The sequence below is a fragment of the Pseudomonas sp. R1-43-08 genome (assembly GCF_003852255.1).
In the GTDB taxonomy this organism is placed as follows: Bacteria; Pseudomonadota; Gammaproteobacteria; order Pseudomonadales; family Pseudomonadaceae; genus Aquipseudomonas.
Map to the genome: position 1 here is coordinate 5,327,225 of NZ_CP027734.1, position 18,671 is coordinate 5,345,895.

Sequence of the window (18,671 nt, forward strand, 5' to 3'; positions counted from 1 at the left end):
ACAGAGCCCAAGGGCCTTTCTGCGGTGACGGCTTTCCTGCCGTCCGGGTCAGCTTGCGCTGCTCGATTCCCTGCCATTTTTCTCCGGGATACAGGTTTACGCAGATGAGCAAGACTTCTCTCGATAAGAGCAAGATCAAGTTCCTTCTTCTGGAAGGCGTCCACCCATCGGCTGTCGACGTTCTGAAAGCCGCCGGGTACACCAGCATTGAGTACATCACCAGTTCTCTGCCGGAAGCCCAGCTCAAGGAAAAGATCGCCGACGCGCACTTTATCGGCATTCGCTCCCGCACTCAGTTGACCGAAGAGATCTTCGACCACGCCAAGAAACTCGTGGCGGTCGGCTGCTTCTGCATCGGCACCAACCAGGTCGACCTCAACGCAGCGCGCGAACGCGGCATCGCGGTGTTCAACGCACCGTACTCCAACACCCGTTCCGTAGCGGAGCTGGTGCTGGCCGAGGCCATCCTGCTGCTGCGCGGTATCCCCGAGAAGAACGCTTCCTGCCACCGTGGCGGCTGGATCAAGAGCGCGGCCAACTCCTTCGAAATCCGCGGCAAAAAGCTGGGTATCGTCGGTTACGGTTCGATCGGCACTCAACTGTCGGTATTGGCAGAAGGCTTGGGGATGCAGGTGTTCTTCTATGACACCCTGACCAAGCTGCCCTTGGGCAACGCCACCCAGGTGTCGAGCCTGACCGAGCTGCTGGGCATGTCCGACATCGTCACCCTGCACGTTCCGGAAACTGCCGAGACCCAATGGATGATCGGCGAGAAGGAAATCCGCGCCATCAAGAAAGGCGGGATCCTGATCAACGCCGCGCGCGGCACAGTGGTCGAGCTGGACGCCCTGGCCGAGGCGATCAAGGACAAGCACCTGATCGGCGCCGCCATCGACGTGTTCCCGGTAGAGCCACGTTCCAACGACGACATTTTCGAAAGCCCGTTGCGCGGCCTGGACAATGTGATCCTGACCCCGCACATCGGCGGCTCCACCGCTGAAGCCCAAGCCAACATCGGCCTGGAAGTCTCGGAAAAACTGGTCAAGTACAGCGACAACGGTACCTCGGTATCGTCCGTGAACTTCCCGGAAGTGGCCCTGCCGGCTCACCCTGGCAAGCACCGCCTGCTGCACATCCACCAGAACATTCCGGGTGTGATGATGGAGATCAACAAGGTCTTTGCGGAAAACGGCATCAACATCTCCGGTCAGTTCCTGCAGACCAACGAGAAGGTTGGCTACGTGGTGATCGACGTTGACGCCGAATACTCGGATCTGGCGCAAGAGAAGCTGCAGCACATCAACGGCACTATTCGTAGCCGGGTGTTGTTCTGACGCTTTAAATGCGGCATAAAAAATGGGAGGCCCGCAGGGGCCTCCCATTTTTTATGCCTGAACAGCGCTTACTTGACGTTAACCGTGATGACTTTCGAGGCGACCGTCGGGTTGAACTGCATGTGCAGTTTGTCGCCGGCCACCAGTTGCAAGGTGTGCTTGCCGGGTGTCAGGGTCAATTCGGTTTCGGTCTGAGCCTTGCCGTAATGGATCACGGTGTCGGTGGCCGGAATCGGCAGTTTCGCATCGGGCAATTCTTTCTGGTCGATCAGCAAGTGGTGGTGGCCGGTGCCGGCCGTCTGGTCGGTGGCCGGCGCCAGTTTCAGGCCTTCCATGCCGAACTTCACGGTGAAAGTCTTATCGACGGTGGCGCCGTCTTTGGGCGAGACGATGAATACTTTCGCGCCTTCAGGCGGCGCGCTGCGCGGGATGCCGTCGGCGGCAGTGGCCAACATCGAAGCACCCAGCATCAAAGAGGCCAGGGTTGCACGGGACAAAAGGGCTTTCATTCGCTTCTCCAGTTTTTCGTGAAATCTGTAGGGTTATGACAACTTCGCGACAAATTGCTGTCCAAGGCACTCGACACCATAGCAAAGCGATGCTGAACGGCGTCTCGCCCGTACGAATTCTTTAGGAGTGACCATGCGCTTTTCGCCTGGCCTGTTACTGCTGCTTCCCCTTCTGAGCGCCCCGGCTCACGCCGAGCTGATCGATGATGTCAACGATCGCGGTGAGCTGCGCATCGCCCTTGAAGCCAACACCCCGCCTTACAATTTCAAGGAGGGCGAGAAGCTCACCGGCTTTGAGGTCGAGCTGGGTGAACTGCTGGCAAAGGAGATGGACGTGCGTTCCTCGTTTATCACCACCGATGATGCCGACCTGCTGCCTGGCGTGGCGACCGGCAAATATGACGTGGCGCTTAACCATATCGCTATGACTGCCGAGCTTGAGGATCAGTTCGATTTCAGCGCGGCGTATCACCAGACGCCGGAGCTGGTGATCCCGTTCCAGAAAGGCAATCCGGCGTTCAAGAGCAGCCTGGACAATGCGTTGAAGCGGGTGAAGGATGATGGTCGGTTAAAGGCGCTGGAAGAGAAGTGGCTCGACGGAAATACGCGATAACCCATGTGGGAGGGGGCTTGCTCCCGATGGCGGAGTGTCAGCCAGAGATCAACTGACTGACACTCCGCTATCGGGGGCAAGCCCCCTCCCACATTTTGTTCCAGGCAAGACTTGACGCCGGCTTAAAACGGCTCGTTACCGCGCCGACGGAACCAGCCGGTCAGGGACAGGCGTTCACGCGTGGCAGGCAGGACCTCGTGGGGCACTTCGCCGGAGAGGAACACCACCAGGCTGCCGCCGGTAGGCGCCACGTCGTGTTCGATGCCACCCTTGAGGTACATGCGCAACTGCCCGCCGTGTTCGGGCAGCCAGGCGTCGTTCAAATAGATCACGGCCGAGACCATGCGCCGGTCATCGTCGCGAAAACGATCCACATGCTTGAGGTAGAACGCCCCGGGCGGGTACATCGCGAAGTGGCTTTCGAAGTCTTCCAGGCCAAGGAACAGGCCACGGTTCATGGCCAGGCGCAGGCTGTCCATTACCGCCATGTAGGTATCGCAGACGGCGGCATCGCCCTCTTCCAGCCACTGGATGTGGTCGCCGCGAATCCCCTCGCGAATTTCCTGGGCGGGCCCGCGCCCCACCGCCGCCGGCGCCAGCTCACCTTCAGCCGCACGTTTACGGCACTCAGCCGCCAGCTCCAGGGTCAGAGCCTGGGGCAGGAAGGCATTCTGCTGCGACCAGCCTTGTTCGGCCAGGTCGTCGACAATGCGTTGCAGCAGGGGGTGATCAAGGGGCATTTGCATGGCGCGCATAGTATCCATACGCCTGTAAATCCGACAGCGCCGTCGAGCGCTCGAATACACTTTAGTCAGGTGACTGATAGGACTTCTCGACAAATCCTACGCCCGACACGGACAATAGTGGCCGACTGACAGGAGTCCTTATGCGTCGTTTGTTTCTTTCCTTGCTGATGTTCTGCGTTTTGCCCGCCTGGGCAGACGGCCATGACCAGTTGTACAAGGTTGCCGGCTGGGCCGAACAACGTGCGCATTTCAATGACGCCCTCAGTGCCGCCCAACAGCGCTACCGCAACAGCCTGCCGCCGGCGGTGTACCAGGCGCTGGTGGACAACAGCAACAAACGCTTCGCGGCCCAGGCCATGGACCAGCGCGCCGAGGCCCAGTTGCGCAAGCACCTGGCGGACCCGAAACCGGCCCTGAGTTTTTTCCAGTCGCCCCTGGGCCGCAAGATTGTCGCCGCCGAACTGCTCGCCACACGTCGCGACCAATTGGCGAAAAACGCCCAGGGCCTGCCGAAAATCCAAGCCGACGCCACCCGCAGCCTGATCATCGGCCACCTGGCCCAGGCTTTGCCCGCGCGGGAAGCGGGCGCCGAAGTCAGCCTGGCGATTGCCGGCGTGGCGGCGGACAGCTTGAGCCAGATGATCCCCGGCCTGTTGGGCGGTGGTCAGGCTCAGGGCATGTTGAATGGGCAGCGTGAGCGACTGATGCAGCAGATCGATAAGGATCTGAATAACACGCTGTTGTATGTCTATCGGGATTTGTCTGACCCGGAGTTGGAAGAATTCGCGACGTTTGCCGAATCGCCGGAAGGCAAGGCGTATTACCAGGCAGCGCTCGCCGCCATCCGCGCAGGACTGGCTGTCGGCCAAAGCACCTCAAGCCTTACGCAGTAGAAAAAAATGTGGGAGGGGGCTTGCCCCCTCCCACATTTGGATCGTGTCAGGTCAGATGGCTCGTCAAGTATCGGAAATACTCTTCGCGAATCTCTGGAATCTCATTGGCCAAATGATGCCTGCCGCGCTTGAGCATCAACACCTCGGGCTGGTCGAACTTGCTGCGCAGCACCTGCAAATTGTGCTGCCAATCCACCGTCATATCCTCTTCACCCTGCACAATCACCGGCCGCCGTGGGCTGCGCGGTGCGGCTTCGATGCGTTTGATCCAGCGCGCCAGGGCGCCTACCCAGGCGGTCGGCAGTTGGCGCGGCTGCAACGGGTCGGCTTCGAGAAAGGGTTTGAAGGCCGGGTCGTTGGAGTTATCGCTGAACCGTCGCGCGATGCCTTTGACGAACGGGCGCAGCAGGTAATAGCTGGCTTGCGACCAGCCCCATGCACGCGGACGTACCAGCGGCGACAGCAGAAAGGTCTTGCCTTGGGCCGGGCTTTCGGAGCCGTGGTTGAGCAGGTGATCCACCACGATGGCGCCGCCGGTGCTTTGCCCGAACAGGTGCCAGGGTTGCGGCAATTGCAGCGCCTGGGCCTCGGCGAACAGCGCCTGCACTACGTCCTGGTACACCGCAAACTCATCAATACTGGCACGCACGCCGCTGGACAAGCCATGGCCCGGCAGGTCGCAGGCGATCACCACGAAACCCTGGTCCAGCGCCCAATCCACTACGTGGCGGTACAGTCCCATATGGTCGTAAAAGCCGTGGAACATGAACATTGTCGCCACCGGCGCAGGCGGCCACCATACCTGCGCCACCACCTCGAACCCGCCCACCTCCAAGCACCCCAGACGGCTCACGGCCGGCACCTTGCGTGCGCCCAGGTCGAGGCCATAGAAACGTTGATAGACCCGCGCCTCGGCTGACAAAGGCTGCGCATCCACCAGGGGCCGCAAGCTTTCGCGCAGATGATCAGGGTCAAAGTTAACGGGCATAAAGGCTTCCAGACTGACGGTGAAGATAAATATCGAGCTGCGATATTCATCTGTCAGGACAAGCATGGCAAGCTACGCGACCCGCGAGGATACCTCTGAATGCGACAGCCCTACCGCACTGCCTTGTTCGCCAGCCTGGTGCTGATTATCTGCACCGCCGTGCTGTGGGCCGCGTATGACTGGTTCCAGGGCCGTTACCTGCGCGCCTTCAGCGAACACACGGCGGTGTTCTCCGGCGATACGCTGCAACTGCCCGCCGCACTGCGCGGGCCTGGGCCGATTCGCCTGGTGCACTTCTGGGACCCGGCCTGCCCGTGCAATGTCGGTAACCAGCAACACCTGAGTGAGCTGATCGAGCAATACGCGCCGCAGGGTGTCGAGTTCTATGCCTTGCAAAAGGCCGGCAGCCACGGCGCCCTGCCGGACACCCTGCGCCAGATGAAAACCCTCGACGCCCTGCCCGGCGCCGATCAGGTGCCGGCCAGCCCGGCCGTGGGCATCTGGGACCGTACGGGCAAGCTGGCGTATTTCGGGCCGTACAGCGAAGGGCTGACGTGCAATTCCAACAACAGTTTTATCGAGCCGATCCTCAAGGCCCTCGAAGCCGGGCGCGAAGTGAATGCCACGCACACCCTGGCGGTGGGCTGCTATTGTTCGTGGCCTAAGGAACCGTAGTCTGTCCATTCAGGGTTAAGGAAAGTCGATGAAGCGTGTCTTGCAGGCTCTCGTGGTGCTGGTTGTGCTGGTCGCCCTCGGCGCCGGCTGGTACGTCTACAGCAAGCAACCCACCCGCCAGGGCACGGTCACCCTGGCGCACTTGCAAGGCTCGGTCACGGTGCGCTACGACGACCGTGGCGTGCCGCATATCCGCGCCGGCAACGAGCCCGACCTGTACCGCGCCCTGGGCTATGTGCATGCCCAGGACCGGCTGTTCCAGATGGAAATCATACGCCGCCTGGCCCGTGGCGAGCTGGCCGAGGTGCTCGGGCCCAAGCTGCTGGAGACCGATAAGCTGTTTCGCAGTCTGCGGATTCGCGAGCGCGCCTCAAGCTACGTCGAGCACATGAACACCGACTCGGCCGCCTGGAAGGCCCTGCAAGCCTACCTGGACGGGATCAACCAATATCAGGCCAGCCACGCCAGCCCGATGGAGTTCGACGTGCTGGGCATCCCCAAGCGCCCGTTCACCGCCGAGGACTCCATCAGTGTCGCCGGGTATATGGCCTACAGCTTTGCTGCGGCTTTTCGTACCGAACCGCTGCTGACTTACGTGCGCGACCAACTGGGCAGCGACTACCTCAAGGTCTTCGACCTCGATTGGCAAGCCAAAGGCGCCCTTAACCTGGCGGCCGGCGACTGGAAGACCCTTGGCGCTCTCGCCAGCCTGAGCGAGCAGGCCCTGGCTGACAACGGCTTGCCGCAATTTGAAGGCAGCAATGCCTGGGCCATCAGCGGCAGTCGCACCCAGAGTGGCAAACCATTGCTGGCGGGCGACCCCCATATCCGCTTCTCGGTGCCGTCGGTGTGGTACGAGGCGCAGCTGTCGGCGCCCGGCTTTGAGTTGTATGGCTACCACAACGCGCTGGTGCCGGTGGCCTTCCTCGGGCACAACCTGGACTTCGGCTGGAGCCTGACCATGTTCCAGAACGACGACCTCGACCTGATCGCCGAAAAGGTCAACCCGGCCAACCCCAACCAGGTCTGGTATCACGGCCAGTGGGTCGACATGAGCAGCAGCGAACAGCAGATCCAGGTCAAGGGCCAGGCCCCGGTCACGCTGACCCTGCGCCGCTCGCCCCACGGCCCGATCGTCAATGACGTGCTAGGTGAAAACGCCGGCACCACGCCGATCGCCATGTGGTGGGCGTTCCTCGACAGCGAAAACCCGATCCTCGAGGGTTTCTACCAGCTCAACCGTGCCGACTCCCTGGCCAAGGCACGTGCGGCGGCGGCCAACGTCTCGGCGCCTGGGCTGAATATCGTGTGGGCCAATGCCAAGGGCGATATTGGCTGGTGGGCGGCGGCGCAATTGCCGATACGCCCGGCCGGCGTCAACCCGGCGTTCATCCTCGACGGCAGTACCGCCCAGGCCGACAAGCTGGGTTTCTACCCTTTCAGCGCCAACCCCCAGGAAGAAAACCCGGCGCGCGGCTATGTGGTTTCCGCCAATGCCCAGCCGGCGTCACCCATCGGCATGGAGATCCCCGGTTATTACAACCTGGCCGACCGTGGCCAGCAGCTGAATGCGCAGTTGAGCGACAACAGCGTGAAGTGGGACGTCAACAACAGCCAGGCCCTGCAACTGGGCACCACCACTGCCTTTGGGCCGCGCCTGCTGGCGCCGCTGTTGCCGATGCTGCGTGAGGTGGTCACAGACCCGGCGCAGGTAAAGCTGGTGGAGCAACTGGCAAGCTGGAAAGGCGACTACCCGCTGGATTCCACCAGCGCCACCCTGTTCAACCAATTGCTGTTCAACCTCGCTGACGCCACCTTCCACCCGAAGCTGGGCGACGCTATGTTCAAGACCCTGCTCGGCACCCGCGTGATCGACGCCGCCCTGCCACGCCTGGTCGCCACGCCGGATTCGCCCTGGTGGAACGGCACGCGAGCCGGCACCGTCAAGCTGGCCTGGGACAACAGCCTGGCGCACCTGAAAGCCACCTTCGGCGATGACCCGTCCCAGTGGCAGTGGGGCAAGGCGCACACCCTGACCCACGGCCACCCGCTGGGCATGCAGAAGCCGCTGGACAGGCTATTCAACGTGGGCCCCTTCGCGGCACCGGGCAGTCACGAAGTGCCGAACAACCAGACCGCCATGATCGGCCCGGCGCCCTGGCCGGTGACCTACGGCCCCTCGACCCGCCGCCTGATCGACTTCGCCGACGCTGCCCATGCCTTGACCATCAACCCGGTGGGGCAAAGCGGTGTGCCCTTTGATGCTCACTACAGCGATCAGGCGCAAACCTATATCGAAGGCGGCTACGAGCAGGCGCATTTCAATGAAGAGGAAATCACGGCCAATACCCGTGGCACCCTCAAGCTGCTACCGGCCAGATAAGCTAGACGGGCGCTGCAAAATTGAGCCTGAACTGTTGCGGCGTCACGCCCAGCCGACGGTTGAACACACTGCGCATGTGCTGCGCATCGCGAAAACCGCATTGGTAGGCCACCGTCTTGAGCGGTGCGTGCGTGCTTTCGAGCATGACCCGCGCCGCATCCACCCGCGCCCTCTCGACAAATTCCGCCGGCGTAACCCGCGCTTCACGGGCGAACACCCGGGAGAAATTGCGCGCACTCATATTCGCCGCCCTGGCCAGGTCGGCAATGCCCAGGTCCCCGGTCAGGTTCGCCAGCACGTACAACTGCACCAGCGCCACCGCCGAGGTGGTTTCGGCATGGGGCGTGAGAAATGGGCTGAACTGTGACTGGCCGCCCGAGCGCTGGGTGAACACCACCAGGCGCTTGGCCACGCTCAACGCGACTTCCGGGCCATGGTCCTGGGCCAGCAGGTACAGCGACAGGTCGATCCCCGCCGTGACCCCGGCCGAGGTGTAGAGGTTGCCGTCCTGCACATACAGGCGGTCGGCTTCGACATGGGCCGAGGGGCACAACCGGGCCAGGTCAGCGGCGTCTCCCCAATGGGTAGTAACGGTTTTACCGTCCAGCAGACCGGCGCGGGCCAGCATAAAGGCGCCATTGCAGATCGAACCAAAACGCCGGGCCCGCGCCGCGGCGGCGCGCAGCCAGTCATCGAAGGCCGGGCCAAAATCTTCGAACGGCAACTGCGGGCCACCGGCGACCAGCAACAGGTCATAAGCCTGCAGGGCCTCGCTGTAATGCCGGTGGGCCTGCAATGACAACCCGTTGGAACAGGCCATGCTGCCGTGTGCAAAGCCGATCACGTCCAGCTGATAGTGGTCTTCAGCCGCGAGGAAGCGGTTGGCCTCGCAGAACACATCCATAGTCCCGGTCACGTCCAGTGACTGGACGCCAGGGAAGATCAGGATGGCGACGGTTTTGCCCATGCTCACAGACACCTTTTCTTAGCTGAATAAAACACAGAACCCTGTGGGAGGGGGCTTGCCCCCTCCCACATTTGGATTGTCGCAGGCCTTACCCTAGCCGATTTTGCCTTGGCACGATGTGTCGGCACATTGGCCGGGATCGCTCCCTCGCCGCAATAGCCCTCGCACGCAAGCACCACCAGACTGGATGCTTCCCAGAGGAGAACCCCCATGAGCACCACCATCGCCGGTATCAAGATCCCAGACAGCGCCCTGGCCAGGGCCACCACTGAATACATCCGCGACATCGAGTCCGACCTGCTCTACCACCACTCCCGCCGGGTATTCCTGTTCGGCGCATTGAGCGGTGAGCGCAAGCAGTTGGCGTACAACCCGGAGTTGCTGTACGTCGGCGCAATGTTCCACGACCTCGGCCTGGTGGAAGGCCATCGCAGCGCCGACGAACGCTTCGAAGTGGACGGCGCCAACGCGGCGGCCGCTTTCCTCAAGCCTTATGGGCTCAGTGATGACGATATCGAACAGGTATGGCTGTCCATTGCCCTGCACACCACGCCGGGCGTGCCGCAGCATCTGCGCCCGACCGTAGCGCTGGTGACGGCAGGGGTGGAGATGGACGTGTTGGGCCTGGACTACGCCGCGTTCAGCAACGTGCAGCGCGAAGCCGTGGTGCATGCGCATCCACGCGGTGAGGGATTCAAGGAATGCATCATCTGCGCGTTCGCCGACGGCTTGCGTCATCGCCCGCAGACCACGTTTGGCAACGTGAAGACCGACGTGCTGGTGGATCAGGAGCCGGGGTTCAAGCCGATGAATTTTGTCGAGGTGATTCGTACTTCACCCTGGACTTGATCGTTCCCACGCTCTGCGTGGGAATGCAGGCCAGGACGCTCCGCGTCAGCTTCTAAAAGCGTGACGCAGAGCGTCACAGGAGGCGCTCCCACGCGGAGCGTGGGAACGATCATGGCGGTGTATCAGTATCAGGTGTGCTGACTGACACACTGCTATCGGGGGCAAGCCCCCTCCCACATTTGGACCCAGTTCCGGCAGTTAGACCGGTGCGGGCGCCCGGCGCGCGTCCGGCTGTTTCCAGCCATCCGCCGCCGCTTCTTCAATCGCTTGCTGGATTGCTTTCTTGCGATGCTCCTCGGCCCGACGGCTGAAGAACCACACCAGGAAGGTCACCAGCGACACCGCCAGCAGAATCAGGCTGGCCACCGCGTTGATCTCAGGTTTGACCCCAAGGCGCACGGCCGAGAACACTTCCATCGGCAAGGTGGTCGAACCCGGGCCCGAGACGAAGCTGGCCAGTACCAGGTCATCCAGCGACAGCGCGAACGACATCATGCCGCCCGCCGCCAGCGATGGCGCGATCATCGGGATGGTGATCAGGAAGAACACCTTCCACGGCCGCGCGCCCAGGTCCATCGCCGCTTCTTCGATCGACAGGTCCAGTTCACGCAAACGTGCCGACACCACCACCGCCACATACGCCGCGCAGAAGGTGGTGTGGGCGATCCAGATGGTGACAATGCCACGCTCCTGGGGCCAGCCGATCATCTGCGCCATGGCCACGAACAGCAGCAACAGCGACAGACCGGTGATCACTTCCGGCATCACCAGCGGCGCCGTGACCAGGCCGCCGAACAGCGTACGGCCCTTGAACTGGCTGATGCGTGTCAGCACGAACGCCGCCAGCGTACCCAGCGCCACCGCCGCCACCGCCGTGTAGCAGGCGATTTCCAGGGAACGCGCCACCGAGCCCATCAACTGGGTGTTGTCCAGCAGGCCCACGTACCACTTGATCGACCAACCGCCCCACACCGTCACCAGCTTGGATTCGTTGAACGAGTAGATCACCAGGATCAGCATCGGCAGGTAGATGAACAGCAACCCCACGACCAGCATGAAGCTGGAGAAACGAAAGCGCTTCATATCTTGCCCTCCAGCTCTTTGGCCTGGCTGCGGTTGAACAGGATGATCGGCACAATCAGGATCGCCAGCATCACCACGGCCAATGCAGAGGCCACCGGCCAGTCACGGTTGTTGAAGAATTCTTGCCACAGCACTTTACCGATCATCAGGGTTTCCGGGCCGCCGAGCAGTTCAGGAATCACGAACTCGCCCACCACCGGGATAAACACCAGCATGCAGCCGGCGATGATGCCGTTCTTGGACAGCGGCACGGTGATTTTCCAGAAGCTGTTGAAGGTGCTCGAGCCCAGGTCCGATGCGGCTTCCAGCAGGCTCTGGTCGTGTTTGACCAGGTTGGCGTACAGCGGCAGGATCATGAACGGCAGGTACGAATAGACCACGCCGATATACACCGCGATGTTGGTGTTGAGGATCTGCAGCGGTTCGTTGATCAGCCCCATGGACATCAGGAAGCCGTTGAGCAAACCGTTGTTGCTGAGGATGCCCATCCACGCATAGACGCGGATCAGGATCGCGGTCCAGGTCGGCATCATGATCAGCAGCACCAGCACCGTTTGCATTTCCTTGCGCGCGGTGGCGATGGCGTAGGCCATCGGGTAGCCGATCAGCAGGCACAGCAGCGTGCTGAAAAACGCCATCTTCAGCGAGCCCAGGTACGCGGCGATGTAGAGCTCATCGCCCGCCAGCAAGCTGTAGTTGGCCAGGTTCAGCACCACTTGCAGCTTTTGCTCAACGTAGGTGTAGATCTCGGTGTAGGGCGGGATCGCCACATCGGCTTCGGCAAAGCTGATTTTCAGCACGATGAAAAACGGCAGGGCGAAAAACAGGAACAGCCAGAGGAAGGGAATCCCGATGACCACCTGCTTGCCACTGGGCACGATGCGATCCAAGCGCCGCTTGAATTTCTTCATGTTCATGAGCGCAGTACCACGCCGCTGTCGTCTTCCCACCAGACGTACACCTGGTCGCCCCAGGTTGGGCGCTGGCCACGGCGTTCGGCGTTGGCGACGAAGGACTGCACCAGCTTGCCGCTCGGCAGCTCCACATAGAACACCGAGTGGCCGCCCAGGTAGGCGATGTCGTGGACTTTGCCGCTGGACCAGTTGTGTTCGCAGGTCGGCATTTCTGTTGTGACCAGCAGTTTTTCCGGGCGGATGGCGTAAGTCACTGACTTGTCTTCCACCGCAGTCGCAATGCCGTAGCCCACGTAGATATCGCGGTCCAGGTCGGCGCACTTGAGCACGGCGTGGCCTTCGGCGTCGTCCACCACTTGGGTGTCGAAGATATTGACGTTGCCGATGAACTCGCACACCAGGCGGCTGGTGGGCGTTTCGTAGATGTCGATCGGGCTGCCGATCTGGGCGATCCAGCCCAGGTGCATGATCGCGATGCGCTCGGCCATGGTCATGGCCTCTTCCTGATCGTGGGTCACCATCACACAGGTCACGCCGACGCGCTCGATGATCTCGACCAGCTCCAGTTGCATCTGCGAGCGCAGCTTCTTGTCGAGGGCGCCCATCGGCTCATCGAGCAGCAGCAGTTTCGGGCGCTTGGCCAGGGAACGGGCCAGGGCCACACGCTGGCGTTGGCCGCCGGACAGCTGGTGCGGCTTGCGCTTGGCATACTGGCTCATCTGCACCAGCTTGAGCATTTCGGCCACGCGGGCGTCGACTTCAGCCTTGGGGATCTTGTCCTGTTGCAGGCCGAAAGCGATGTTCTGTGCCACGGTCATGTGCGGGAACAAGGCGTAGGACTGGAACATCATGTTGATCGGCCGCTCATAGGGCGGCATGTCGGTGATGTCCACACCGTCGAGGTAGATGCGGCCTTCGGTCGGGCGCTCGAAGCCTGCGAGCATGCGCAGCAAGGTGGACTTGCCCGACCCCGAACCGCCGAGCAAGGCGAAGATCTCGCCTTTCTTGATTTCCAGGGACACATCGTCCACCGCAATCGTCTCGTCGAACTTCTTCGTGACCCGGTCGATTTTGACCAACACCTTTTTCGGTGTCTGGTCGCCCTCGAGGGCTTTCTTATAGGCGCCGGAGGCAACTGCCATTTACGAAACTCCCAAAAAAGAGTACAGCTCGCCCGGTGCAGGCGAACCTTGAATAGTTTGAGCCTTACTTGCCCGTCTTGACCTTGGTCCAGCTACGGGTCATTAAACGCTGCACGTTCGGGGGTAGCTCGAAGTTGACGAATGTCCGGTCGAGAACCGCCTGCGGTGGGTAAACCGCTGCGTCGGTGCGTATCGATTGCTCCATCAGTTTGTCCGCCCCGGGGTTAGGGTTGGCATAACCGACGTAATCACTGACCTGAGCGATCACTTCAGGTTGCAGCAAATAGTTGATGAAGGCGTGAGCCTCTTTGACATTGGCGGCGTCCTTGGGGATCGCCAGCACGTCAAACCACAGGTTGCCGCCCTCCTTGGGAATCGCGTAGGCGATGTTCACGCCTTTGCCCGCCTCGCTTGCGCGGGCCTTGGCCTGGAACACATCACCGGAGAAACCGGCCGCCACGCAAATATTGCCGTTGGCCAGGTCCGAGATGTATTTGGAGGAATGGAAGTAGGTCACGTAGGGCCGTACTTTCAGCAGTTTTTCCTCGGCCTTCTTGTAGTCGGCCGGGTTGGTGCTGTTCGGGTCCAGGCCCATGTAGTTGAGCACGGCCGGCAGCATTTCATCGGCCGAGTCCATGAATGAAACACCGCAGGTGGCGAGCTTCTTCATGTTTTCCGGTTCGAACAGCATGGCCCAGGAGTCGATCTTGTCGACGCCCAGCACCTCCTTCACTTTGTCGACGTTGTAACCGATGCCATTGGTGCCCCACAGGTACGGCACGGCGTAGGCGTTGCCCGGATCATTTTTCTCAAGACGCTTGAGCAATGCCGGGTCAAGGTTGGCGTAATTGGTCAGCAGGGACTTATCCAGCTTCTGGAACGCCCCGGCCTTGATCTGCTTGCCCAAAAAGTGGTTGGACGGCACCACCACGTCGTAGCCGGTACGCCCGGCGAGCAGCTTGCCTTCCAGGGTTTCGTTGGAATCGAACACGTCATAGACGGGCTTGATGCCGGTGGCCTTTTCGAAGTTGGCCAATGTGTCGGGGCCGATGTAGTCCGACCAGTTATAAACATGCACGGTCGGTGCGGCCTGCACGCTGACAGCCAGCGTGATACCTGCACCCACCAGCAAGGCTTTGCGAAATAAAGAAATTGGCAAGTGGAGGTCCTCTTAAATAGTTGGCCCTAGAGTTGTTGCCCGGCAACAAAACCGGCGCGCAACTTACCCTCGATAAACCGATCCGGCAAAACTTTCTTTCATCTAATGTGTGGGAGGGGGCTTGCCCCCGATGGCGGTGTGTCAGCTTGCACATGTGTTTCTGATACAACGCCATCGGGGGCAAGCCCCCTCCCACAGGTTTTAAGGCTTATTTACCGGATTTGATCTTGGTCCAGCTGCGCGTCATTTCACGCTGGGTAGCAGCCGGCAAGTCGGCAATCGCGTAGAGCTTGGCCTGCACTTCTGCCGACGGGTAGATGCCCGGGTCGCTGGTGATGTCTTTGTCGACCAGCGCGGTGGCCTTCTCGTTGCCGTTCGGGAAGCGCACGCTGTTGGTGATCGACGCCATGACTTCCGGCTTGAGCAGGTAGTTCATGAATGCGTACGCGGCCTCGACGTTTTCAGCATCTTTCGGGATGGCGACCATGTCGAAGAAGCTGCCGGCGCCTTCTTTCGGAATGTCGTAGGCCACTTTGACTTTGCCACCGGCTTCAGCCGCACGGGACTTGGCCTGCTGGATGTCACCCGAATAACCTACGGCCACGCAGATGTTGCCGTTGGCCAGGTCCGAGATGTACTTGGACGAGTGGAAGTAGCCAATCGAAGGGCGGATTTTCAGGAACAGGTCTTCGGCTTGCTTGAGGTCAGCCTTCTTCTGGCTGTCGGTCGGCAGGCCCAGGTAATGCAGGGCGATCGGCAGCATTTCGGTCGGCGAGTCGAGGAAGCTCACGCCGCAGCTTTTCAGCTTGGCAATGTTTTCCGGCTTCATCAGCACATCCCACGAATCGATCTTGTCCACGCCCAGCGCAGCCTTGACCTTCTCCGGGTTGTAGCCGATACCAATCGAGCCCCACATGTACGGGAAGGCGTGCTTGTTGTCCGGGTCGCTGACCGACACGGCCTTAAGCAGGGATTTGTTCAGGTTGCTGTAGTTGGGCAGCTTGGACGTGTCCAGCTCCTGGTAGACACCGGCCTTGATCTGCTTGGCGAGGAAGTTGTTCGACGGTACGACTATGTCGTAGCCGGACTTGCCTGCCAGCAACTTGGCTTCCAGGGTCTCGTTGCTGTCGAACACGTCGTACACCACCTTGATGCCGGACTCTTTTTCAAAGTTGGCGACGGTGTCCGGTGCAATGTAGTCGGACCAGTTGTAGACGTGCAGCACTTTATTGTCCGCCTGGGCCGCGCTCGCCATTGCGCCCATCAGGGACAAGGCGAGGAGGGTCTTGCCAGCGTTCTTCAAACCTAATGCCTTCATTGGGTGATGCTCCGATTTTTCTTTTTGGGGCCGCAAGTTGTAGGTGTTTCGGGCCCAGCCAAAGGGCAACAAAACAGGACGACAGTCTGGCAAGTTCGGGGGCCCGCTTTCAACAGGCCCCCACATTTATCTACACAGTCGCAGCACCCGAAAGCCGCTGCGCACTGAGCCTAGCACTTAGCCCTGCAATGCCGCCAAAGTCAGGTCCAGGCACTGGCGGGCCTTGGTCACCAGTTCGTCGATTTCGGCCTGGCTGATCACCAGCGGCGGCGAAATGATCATGGTGTCGCCCACGGCGCGCATGATCAGGCCATTTTCGAAGCAGAACGTGCGGCAGATCATGCCCGCGCCCTTCCCTTCGTAACGCTTGCGCGTGGCCTTGTCCTGCACCAGCTCGATTGCACCGAGCATGCCCACGCCGCGCACTTCACCCACCAGTGGATGGTCCGCCAGTTCCCTCAGACGTTTCTGCAAATACGGTGCCGTTTCGTCGTGTACACGGTTAACGATTTTTTCATCGCGCAGGATGCGGATGTTTTCCAGGGCCACCGCCGCCGCCACCGGGTGCCCGGAGTAGGTGAAACCGTGGTTGAAATCTCCGCCTTCGTTGAGCACGGCCACCACATCGTCGTGCACGATCAGGCCGCCCATGGGCACGTAGCCCGAGGTCAGGCCTTTGGCGATGGTCATCATGTGGGGCTTGAGGTCGTAGAAATCGCTGCCGAACCACTCGCCGGTACGGCCGAAACCGCAGATCACTTCGTCGGCGACAAACAGGATGTCGTACTTGGCGAGGATTTCCTTGATGCGCGGCCAGTAGCTGTCGGGCGGCACGATCACGCCACCGGCGCCCTGGATCGGCTCGGCAATAAACGCACCGACCGTGTCCACGCCCAGCTCCAGGATCTTTTCTTCCAACTGGTTGGCGGCCCAGATCCCGAATTCTTCAGGGCTCATGTCGCCGCCTTCGCCAAACCAGTACGGTTGGGCGATGTGGGTGATGCCCGGGATCGGCAAGTCACCCTGTTCATGCATGTAGGTCATGCCGCCCAGGCTGGCGCCGGCCACCGTGGAGCCGTGGTAGCCATTCTTGCGGCTGATGATGGTTTTCTTGTTGGGCTGGCCTTTGATCGCCCAGTAGTGGCGGACCATGCGCAACATGGTGTCGTTGCCTTCGGAGCCGGAACCGGTGAAGAACACGTGGTTCATGCCCGCGGGTGCGACGTCGGAAATGACTTTGGCCAGTTCGAGTACCGGCGGATGAGCGGTCTGGAAGAACAGGTTGTAGTACGGCAGTTCTTTCATCTGCCGGGCGGCGGCGTCTGCCAGTTCATCGCGACCGTAGCCGATCGCCACGCACCACAGGCCGGCCATGCCGTCGAGGATCTTGTTGCCTTCGCTGTCCCACAGGTAAACGCCGTGGGCTTTGGTGATGATCCTTGGGCCTTTCTCTTTCAATTGCTTGAAGTCGCTGAACGGCGCCAGGTGGTGATCATTGCTCAAGGCTTGCCATTCACGGGTTTGCGGGTTGTTGCTGGACATACCGATCTCCTAGACATTTCAGGTGGGGGCGCGCTGTTCCAGCAGCGCGCCCGGCGCATCAGACGGCAAAGAGCAGGAATTCCCGCTCCCACGAACTGATCACGCGCTTGAAGTTTTCATGCTCGGCCCGCTTGACCGCGACGTAGCCCGTGATGAACTTCTGACCCAGGTATTTCTCGATGGTCTTGCTGTTTTCCATGCGTTCCAGCGCGTCTTCGATGGTCAGCGGCAGGCGCAGGTTGCGTCGCTCGTAGCCACGCCCCACCACGGGTGCGCTCGGGTTATGGCCTTCGACCATGCCGATGTAGCCACACAGCAAGCTGGCGGCAATCGCCAGGTACGGGTTGGCATCGGCACCCGGCAAGCGGTTTTCCACGCGGCGGTTCTGCGGGCCGGCATCCGGTACGCGCAGGCCCACGGTGCGGTTTTCTTCGCCCCACTCCACGTTCACCGGCGCCGAGGTGTCGGGCAGGAAGCGGCGGAACGAGTTCACGTTGGGGGCGAATAAAGGCAGCAATTCGGGGATGAATTTCTGCAGGCCGCCGATGTGATTGAGGAACAGTTGGCTCATGGTCCCGTCTTCATTGGAGAAGACGTTCTTGCCGGTGGCGATCTCGATAATGCTCTGGTGCAAGTGCATCGCGCTGCCGGGCTCGCCGGTCATCGGCTTGGCCATGAAGGTGGCGGCCACGTTGTGCTTGAGCGCCGCTTCACGCATGGTGCGCTTGAACACCAGGATCTGGTCGGCCAGGGACAGCGCATCGCCGTGACGGAAGTTGATTTCCATCTGCGCGGTGCCGTCTTCGTGGATCAGCGTGTCGAGGTCCAGTTCCTGCAGCTCGCACCAGTCGTAGACGTCTTCGAACAGTGGGTCGAATTCGTTGGCGGCTTCTATAGAGAAGGACTGGCGGCCCGTCTCCGGGCGACCGGAGCGGCCGATTGGCGGTTGCAGCGGGAAGTCCGGGTCTTCGCAGCGCTTGGTCAGGTAGAACTCCATCTCCGGCGCCACGATGGGCTGCCAGCCGCGGTCGGCGTAGAGCTTGAGGACCTTCTTGAGCACGTTGCGCGGCGACAGCTCGATCGGGTTGCCTTGCTTGTCGTAGGTGTCGTGGATCACCTGGGCGGTCGGCTCGATGGCCCAGGGCACCAGGAATACCGCGTTCTGGTCGGGGCGGCAGATCATGTCGATGTCGGCCGGGTCGAGCAATTCGTAATAGATGTCGTCTTCGACATAGTCGCCGGTCACGGTCTGCAGCAGAACGCTCTCGGGCAGGCGCATGCCTTTTTCGGCGATGAACTTGTTGGTCGGCGAGATCTTGCCCCGGGTGATGCCGGTGAGGTCGCCAATCATGCATTCGACTTCTGTGATCTTGTGGTCTTTCAACCAATCGGTGAGCTGGTCGAGGTTGTTACTCATAAATGCCTCTGGGCTGGGTTTCCTGGCATCCATTAAAAGGCCAGGCGTTGGTTGACGCAGCATCCGCGTCGTTTTGTTCACTCAGGGTAGGAGCTTACCTGCCATTTGCTGCAGCGTTGCATTCCTCACGCCAAACTTG

General features: G+C 61.0%; 17 protein-coding genes. 6 read left to right on the top strand and 11 right to left on the bottom strand.

Translation table 11 applies throughout. The features are described from left to right. The first annotated feature begins 104 nt into the window (after positions 1-104). Positions 105-1,334 (top strand): phosphoglycerate dehydrogenase, encoded by a 1,230-nt coding sequence (gene serA / locus C4J87_RS24575; RefSeq protein ID WP_034116292.1) that lies wholly within the window; start codon positions 105-107, stop codon positions 1,332-1,334. 68 nt (positions 1,335-1,402) lie between these two features. Here the strand turns inward: serA and C4J87_RS24580 are convergent, their stop codons facing one another. Then, complete coding sequence (locus C4J87_RS24580; RefSeq protein WP_124364859.1) at positions 1,403-1,843, bottom strand: DUF4399 domain-containing protein; 441 nt, start codon at positions 1,841-1,843, stop codon at positions 1,403-1,405. 133 nt (positions 1,844-1,976) lie between these two features. On the opposite strand from C4J87_RS24580, the gene C4J87_RS24585 reads away from it, so the two are divergent. Then, entirely contained in the window at positions 1,977-2,456 is a 480-nt protein-coding gene (locus C4J87_RS24585; RefSeq protein WP_124368739.1) for a transporter substrate-binding domain-containing protein, read from the top strand. Positions 2,457-2,578: 122 nt separating this feature from the next. On the opposite strand, the gene C4J87_RS24590 is transcribed toward C4J87_RS24585, so the two are convergent. After that, complete coding sequence (locus C4J87_RS24590; protein ID WP_124369029.1) at positions 2,579-3,211, bottom strand: 2OG-Fe(II) oxygenase; 633 nt, start codon at positions 3,209-3,211, stop codon at positions 2,579-2,581. 131 nt (positions 3,212-3,342) lie between these two features. Between C4J87_RS24590 and C4J87_RS24595 the strand changes: the two genes are divergently transcribed. Further along, complete coding sequence (locus C4J87_RS24595; protein WP_124368740.1) at positions 3,343-4,095, top strand: DUF2059 domain-containing protein; 753 nt, start codon at positions 3,343-3,345, stop codon at positions 4,093-4,095. A 46-nt stretch (positions 4,096-4,141) separates the two neighbouring features. On the opposite strand, the gene C4J87_RS24600 is transcribed toward C4J87_RS24595, so the two are convergent. Further along, positions 4,142-5,083, bottom strand: a complete 942-nt coding sequence (locus C4J87_RS24600) for an alpha/beta hydrolase (protein ID WP_124368741.1) — start codon at positions 5,081-5,083, stop codon at positions 4,142-4,144. Between the two features lie 99 nt (positions 5,084-5,182). Between C4J87_RS24600 and C4J87_RS24605 the strand changes: the two genes are divergently transcribed. Both C4J87_RS24605 and C4J87_RS24610 read left to right on the top strand, forming a co-directional pair. Next, positions 5,183-5,758, top strand: a complete 576-nt coding sequence (locus tag C4J87_RS24605) for a DUF6436 domain-containing protein (protein WP_124368742.1) — start codon at positions 5,183-5,185, stop codon at positions 5,756-5,758. Positions 5,759-5,786: 28 nt separating this feature from the next. Then, positions 5,787-8,141 (top strand): penicillin acylase family protein, encoded by a 2,355-nt coding sequence (locus C4J87_RS24610; protein WP_124368743.1) that lies wholly within the window; start codon positions 5,787-5,789, stop codon positions 8,139-8,141. A 1-nt stretch (position 8,142) separates the two neighbouring features. Here C4J87_RS24610 and C4J87_RS24615 read toward each other — a convergent pair whose 3' ends face one another. Then, on the bottom strand, positions 8,143-9,108 hold the full coding sequence (locus C4J87_RS24615) for a GlxA family transcriptional regulator (RefSeq protein WP_124368744.1): 966 nt from the start codon (positions 9,106-9,108) through the stop codon (positions 8,143-8,145). Between the two features lie 210 nt (positions 9,109-9,318). Between C4J87_RS24615 and C4J87_RS24625 the strand changes: the two genes are divergently transcribed. Next, positions 9,319-9,957 (top strand): HD domain-containing protein, encoded by a 639-nt coding sequence (locus C4J87_RS24625; RefSeq protein WP_124364866.1) that lies wholly within the window; start codon positions 9,319-9,321, stop codon positions 9,955-9,957. A 198-nt stretch (positions 9,958-10,155) separates the two neighbouring features. On the opposite strand, the gene C4J87_RS24630 is transcribed toward C4J87_RS24625, so the two are convergent. The 7 genes from C4J87_RS24630 to C4J87_RS24660 all read right to left on the bottom strand — a co-directional run bounded on the left by C4J87_RS24630 (position 10,156) and on the right by C4J87_RS24660 (position 18,532). Continuing rightward, positions 10,156-11,040: an ABC transporter permease subunit gene (locus C4J87_RS24630; protein WP_124364867.1), complete on the bottom strand. Its 885-nt coding sequence runs from the start codon at positions 11,038-11,040 to the stop codon at positions 10,156-10,158. Beyond that, on the bottom strand, positions 11,037-11,957 hold the full coding sequence (locus C4J87_RS24635) for an ABC transporter permease subunit (protein WP_057014223.1): 921 nt from the start codon (positions 11,955-11,957) through the stop codon (positions 11,037-11,039). The genes C4J87_RS24630 and C4J87_RS24635 overlap by 4 nt, the downstream gene beginning before the upstream one ends. Continuing rightward, positions 11,954-13,096, bottom strand: a complete 1,143-nt coding sequence (locus tag C4J87_RS24640; protein ID WP_043046984.1) for an ABC transporter ATP-binding protein — start codon at positions 13,094-13,096, stop codon at positions 11,954-11,956. Before C4J87_RS24640 ends, C4J87_RS24635 begins: the two co-directional genes overlap by 4 nt. Positions 13,097-13,160: 64 nt before the next feature. Further along, complete coding sequence (locus C4J87_RS24645; RefSeq protein ID WP_124368745.1) at positions 13,161-14,255, bottom strand: polyamine ABC transporter substrate-binding protein; 1,095 nt, start codon at positions 14,253-14,255, stop codon at positions 13,161-13,163. Positions 14,256-14,463: 208 nt separating this feature from the next. After that, positions 14,464-15,558, bottom strand: coding sequence for a polyamine ABC transporter substrate-binding protein (locus C4J87_RS24650; protein ID WP_124369030.1), 1,095 nt, complete (start codon positions 15,556-15,558; stop codon positions 14,464-14,466). A 192-nt stretch (positions 15,559-15,750) separates the two neighbouring features. Then, on the bottom strand, positions 15,751-17,115 hold the full coding sequence (locus tag C4J87_RS24655) for an aspartate aminotransferase family protein (protein WP_124368746.1): 1,365 nt from the start codon (positions 17,113-17,115) through the stop codon (positions 15,751-15,753). A 58-nt stretch (positions 17,116-17,173) separates the two neighbouring features. Then, positions 17,174-18,532, bottom strand: a complete 1,359-nt coding sequence (locus C4J87_RS24660) for a glutamine synthetase family protein (RefSeq protein WP_124364870.1) — start codon at positions 18,530-18,532, stop codon at positions 17,174-17,176. Positions 18,533-18,671 lie beyond the last annotated feature (139 nt).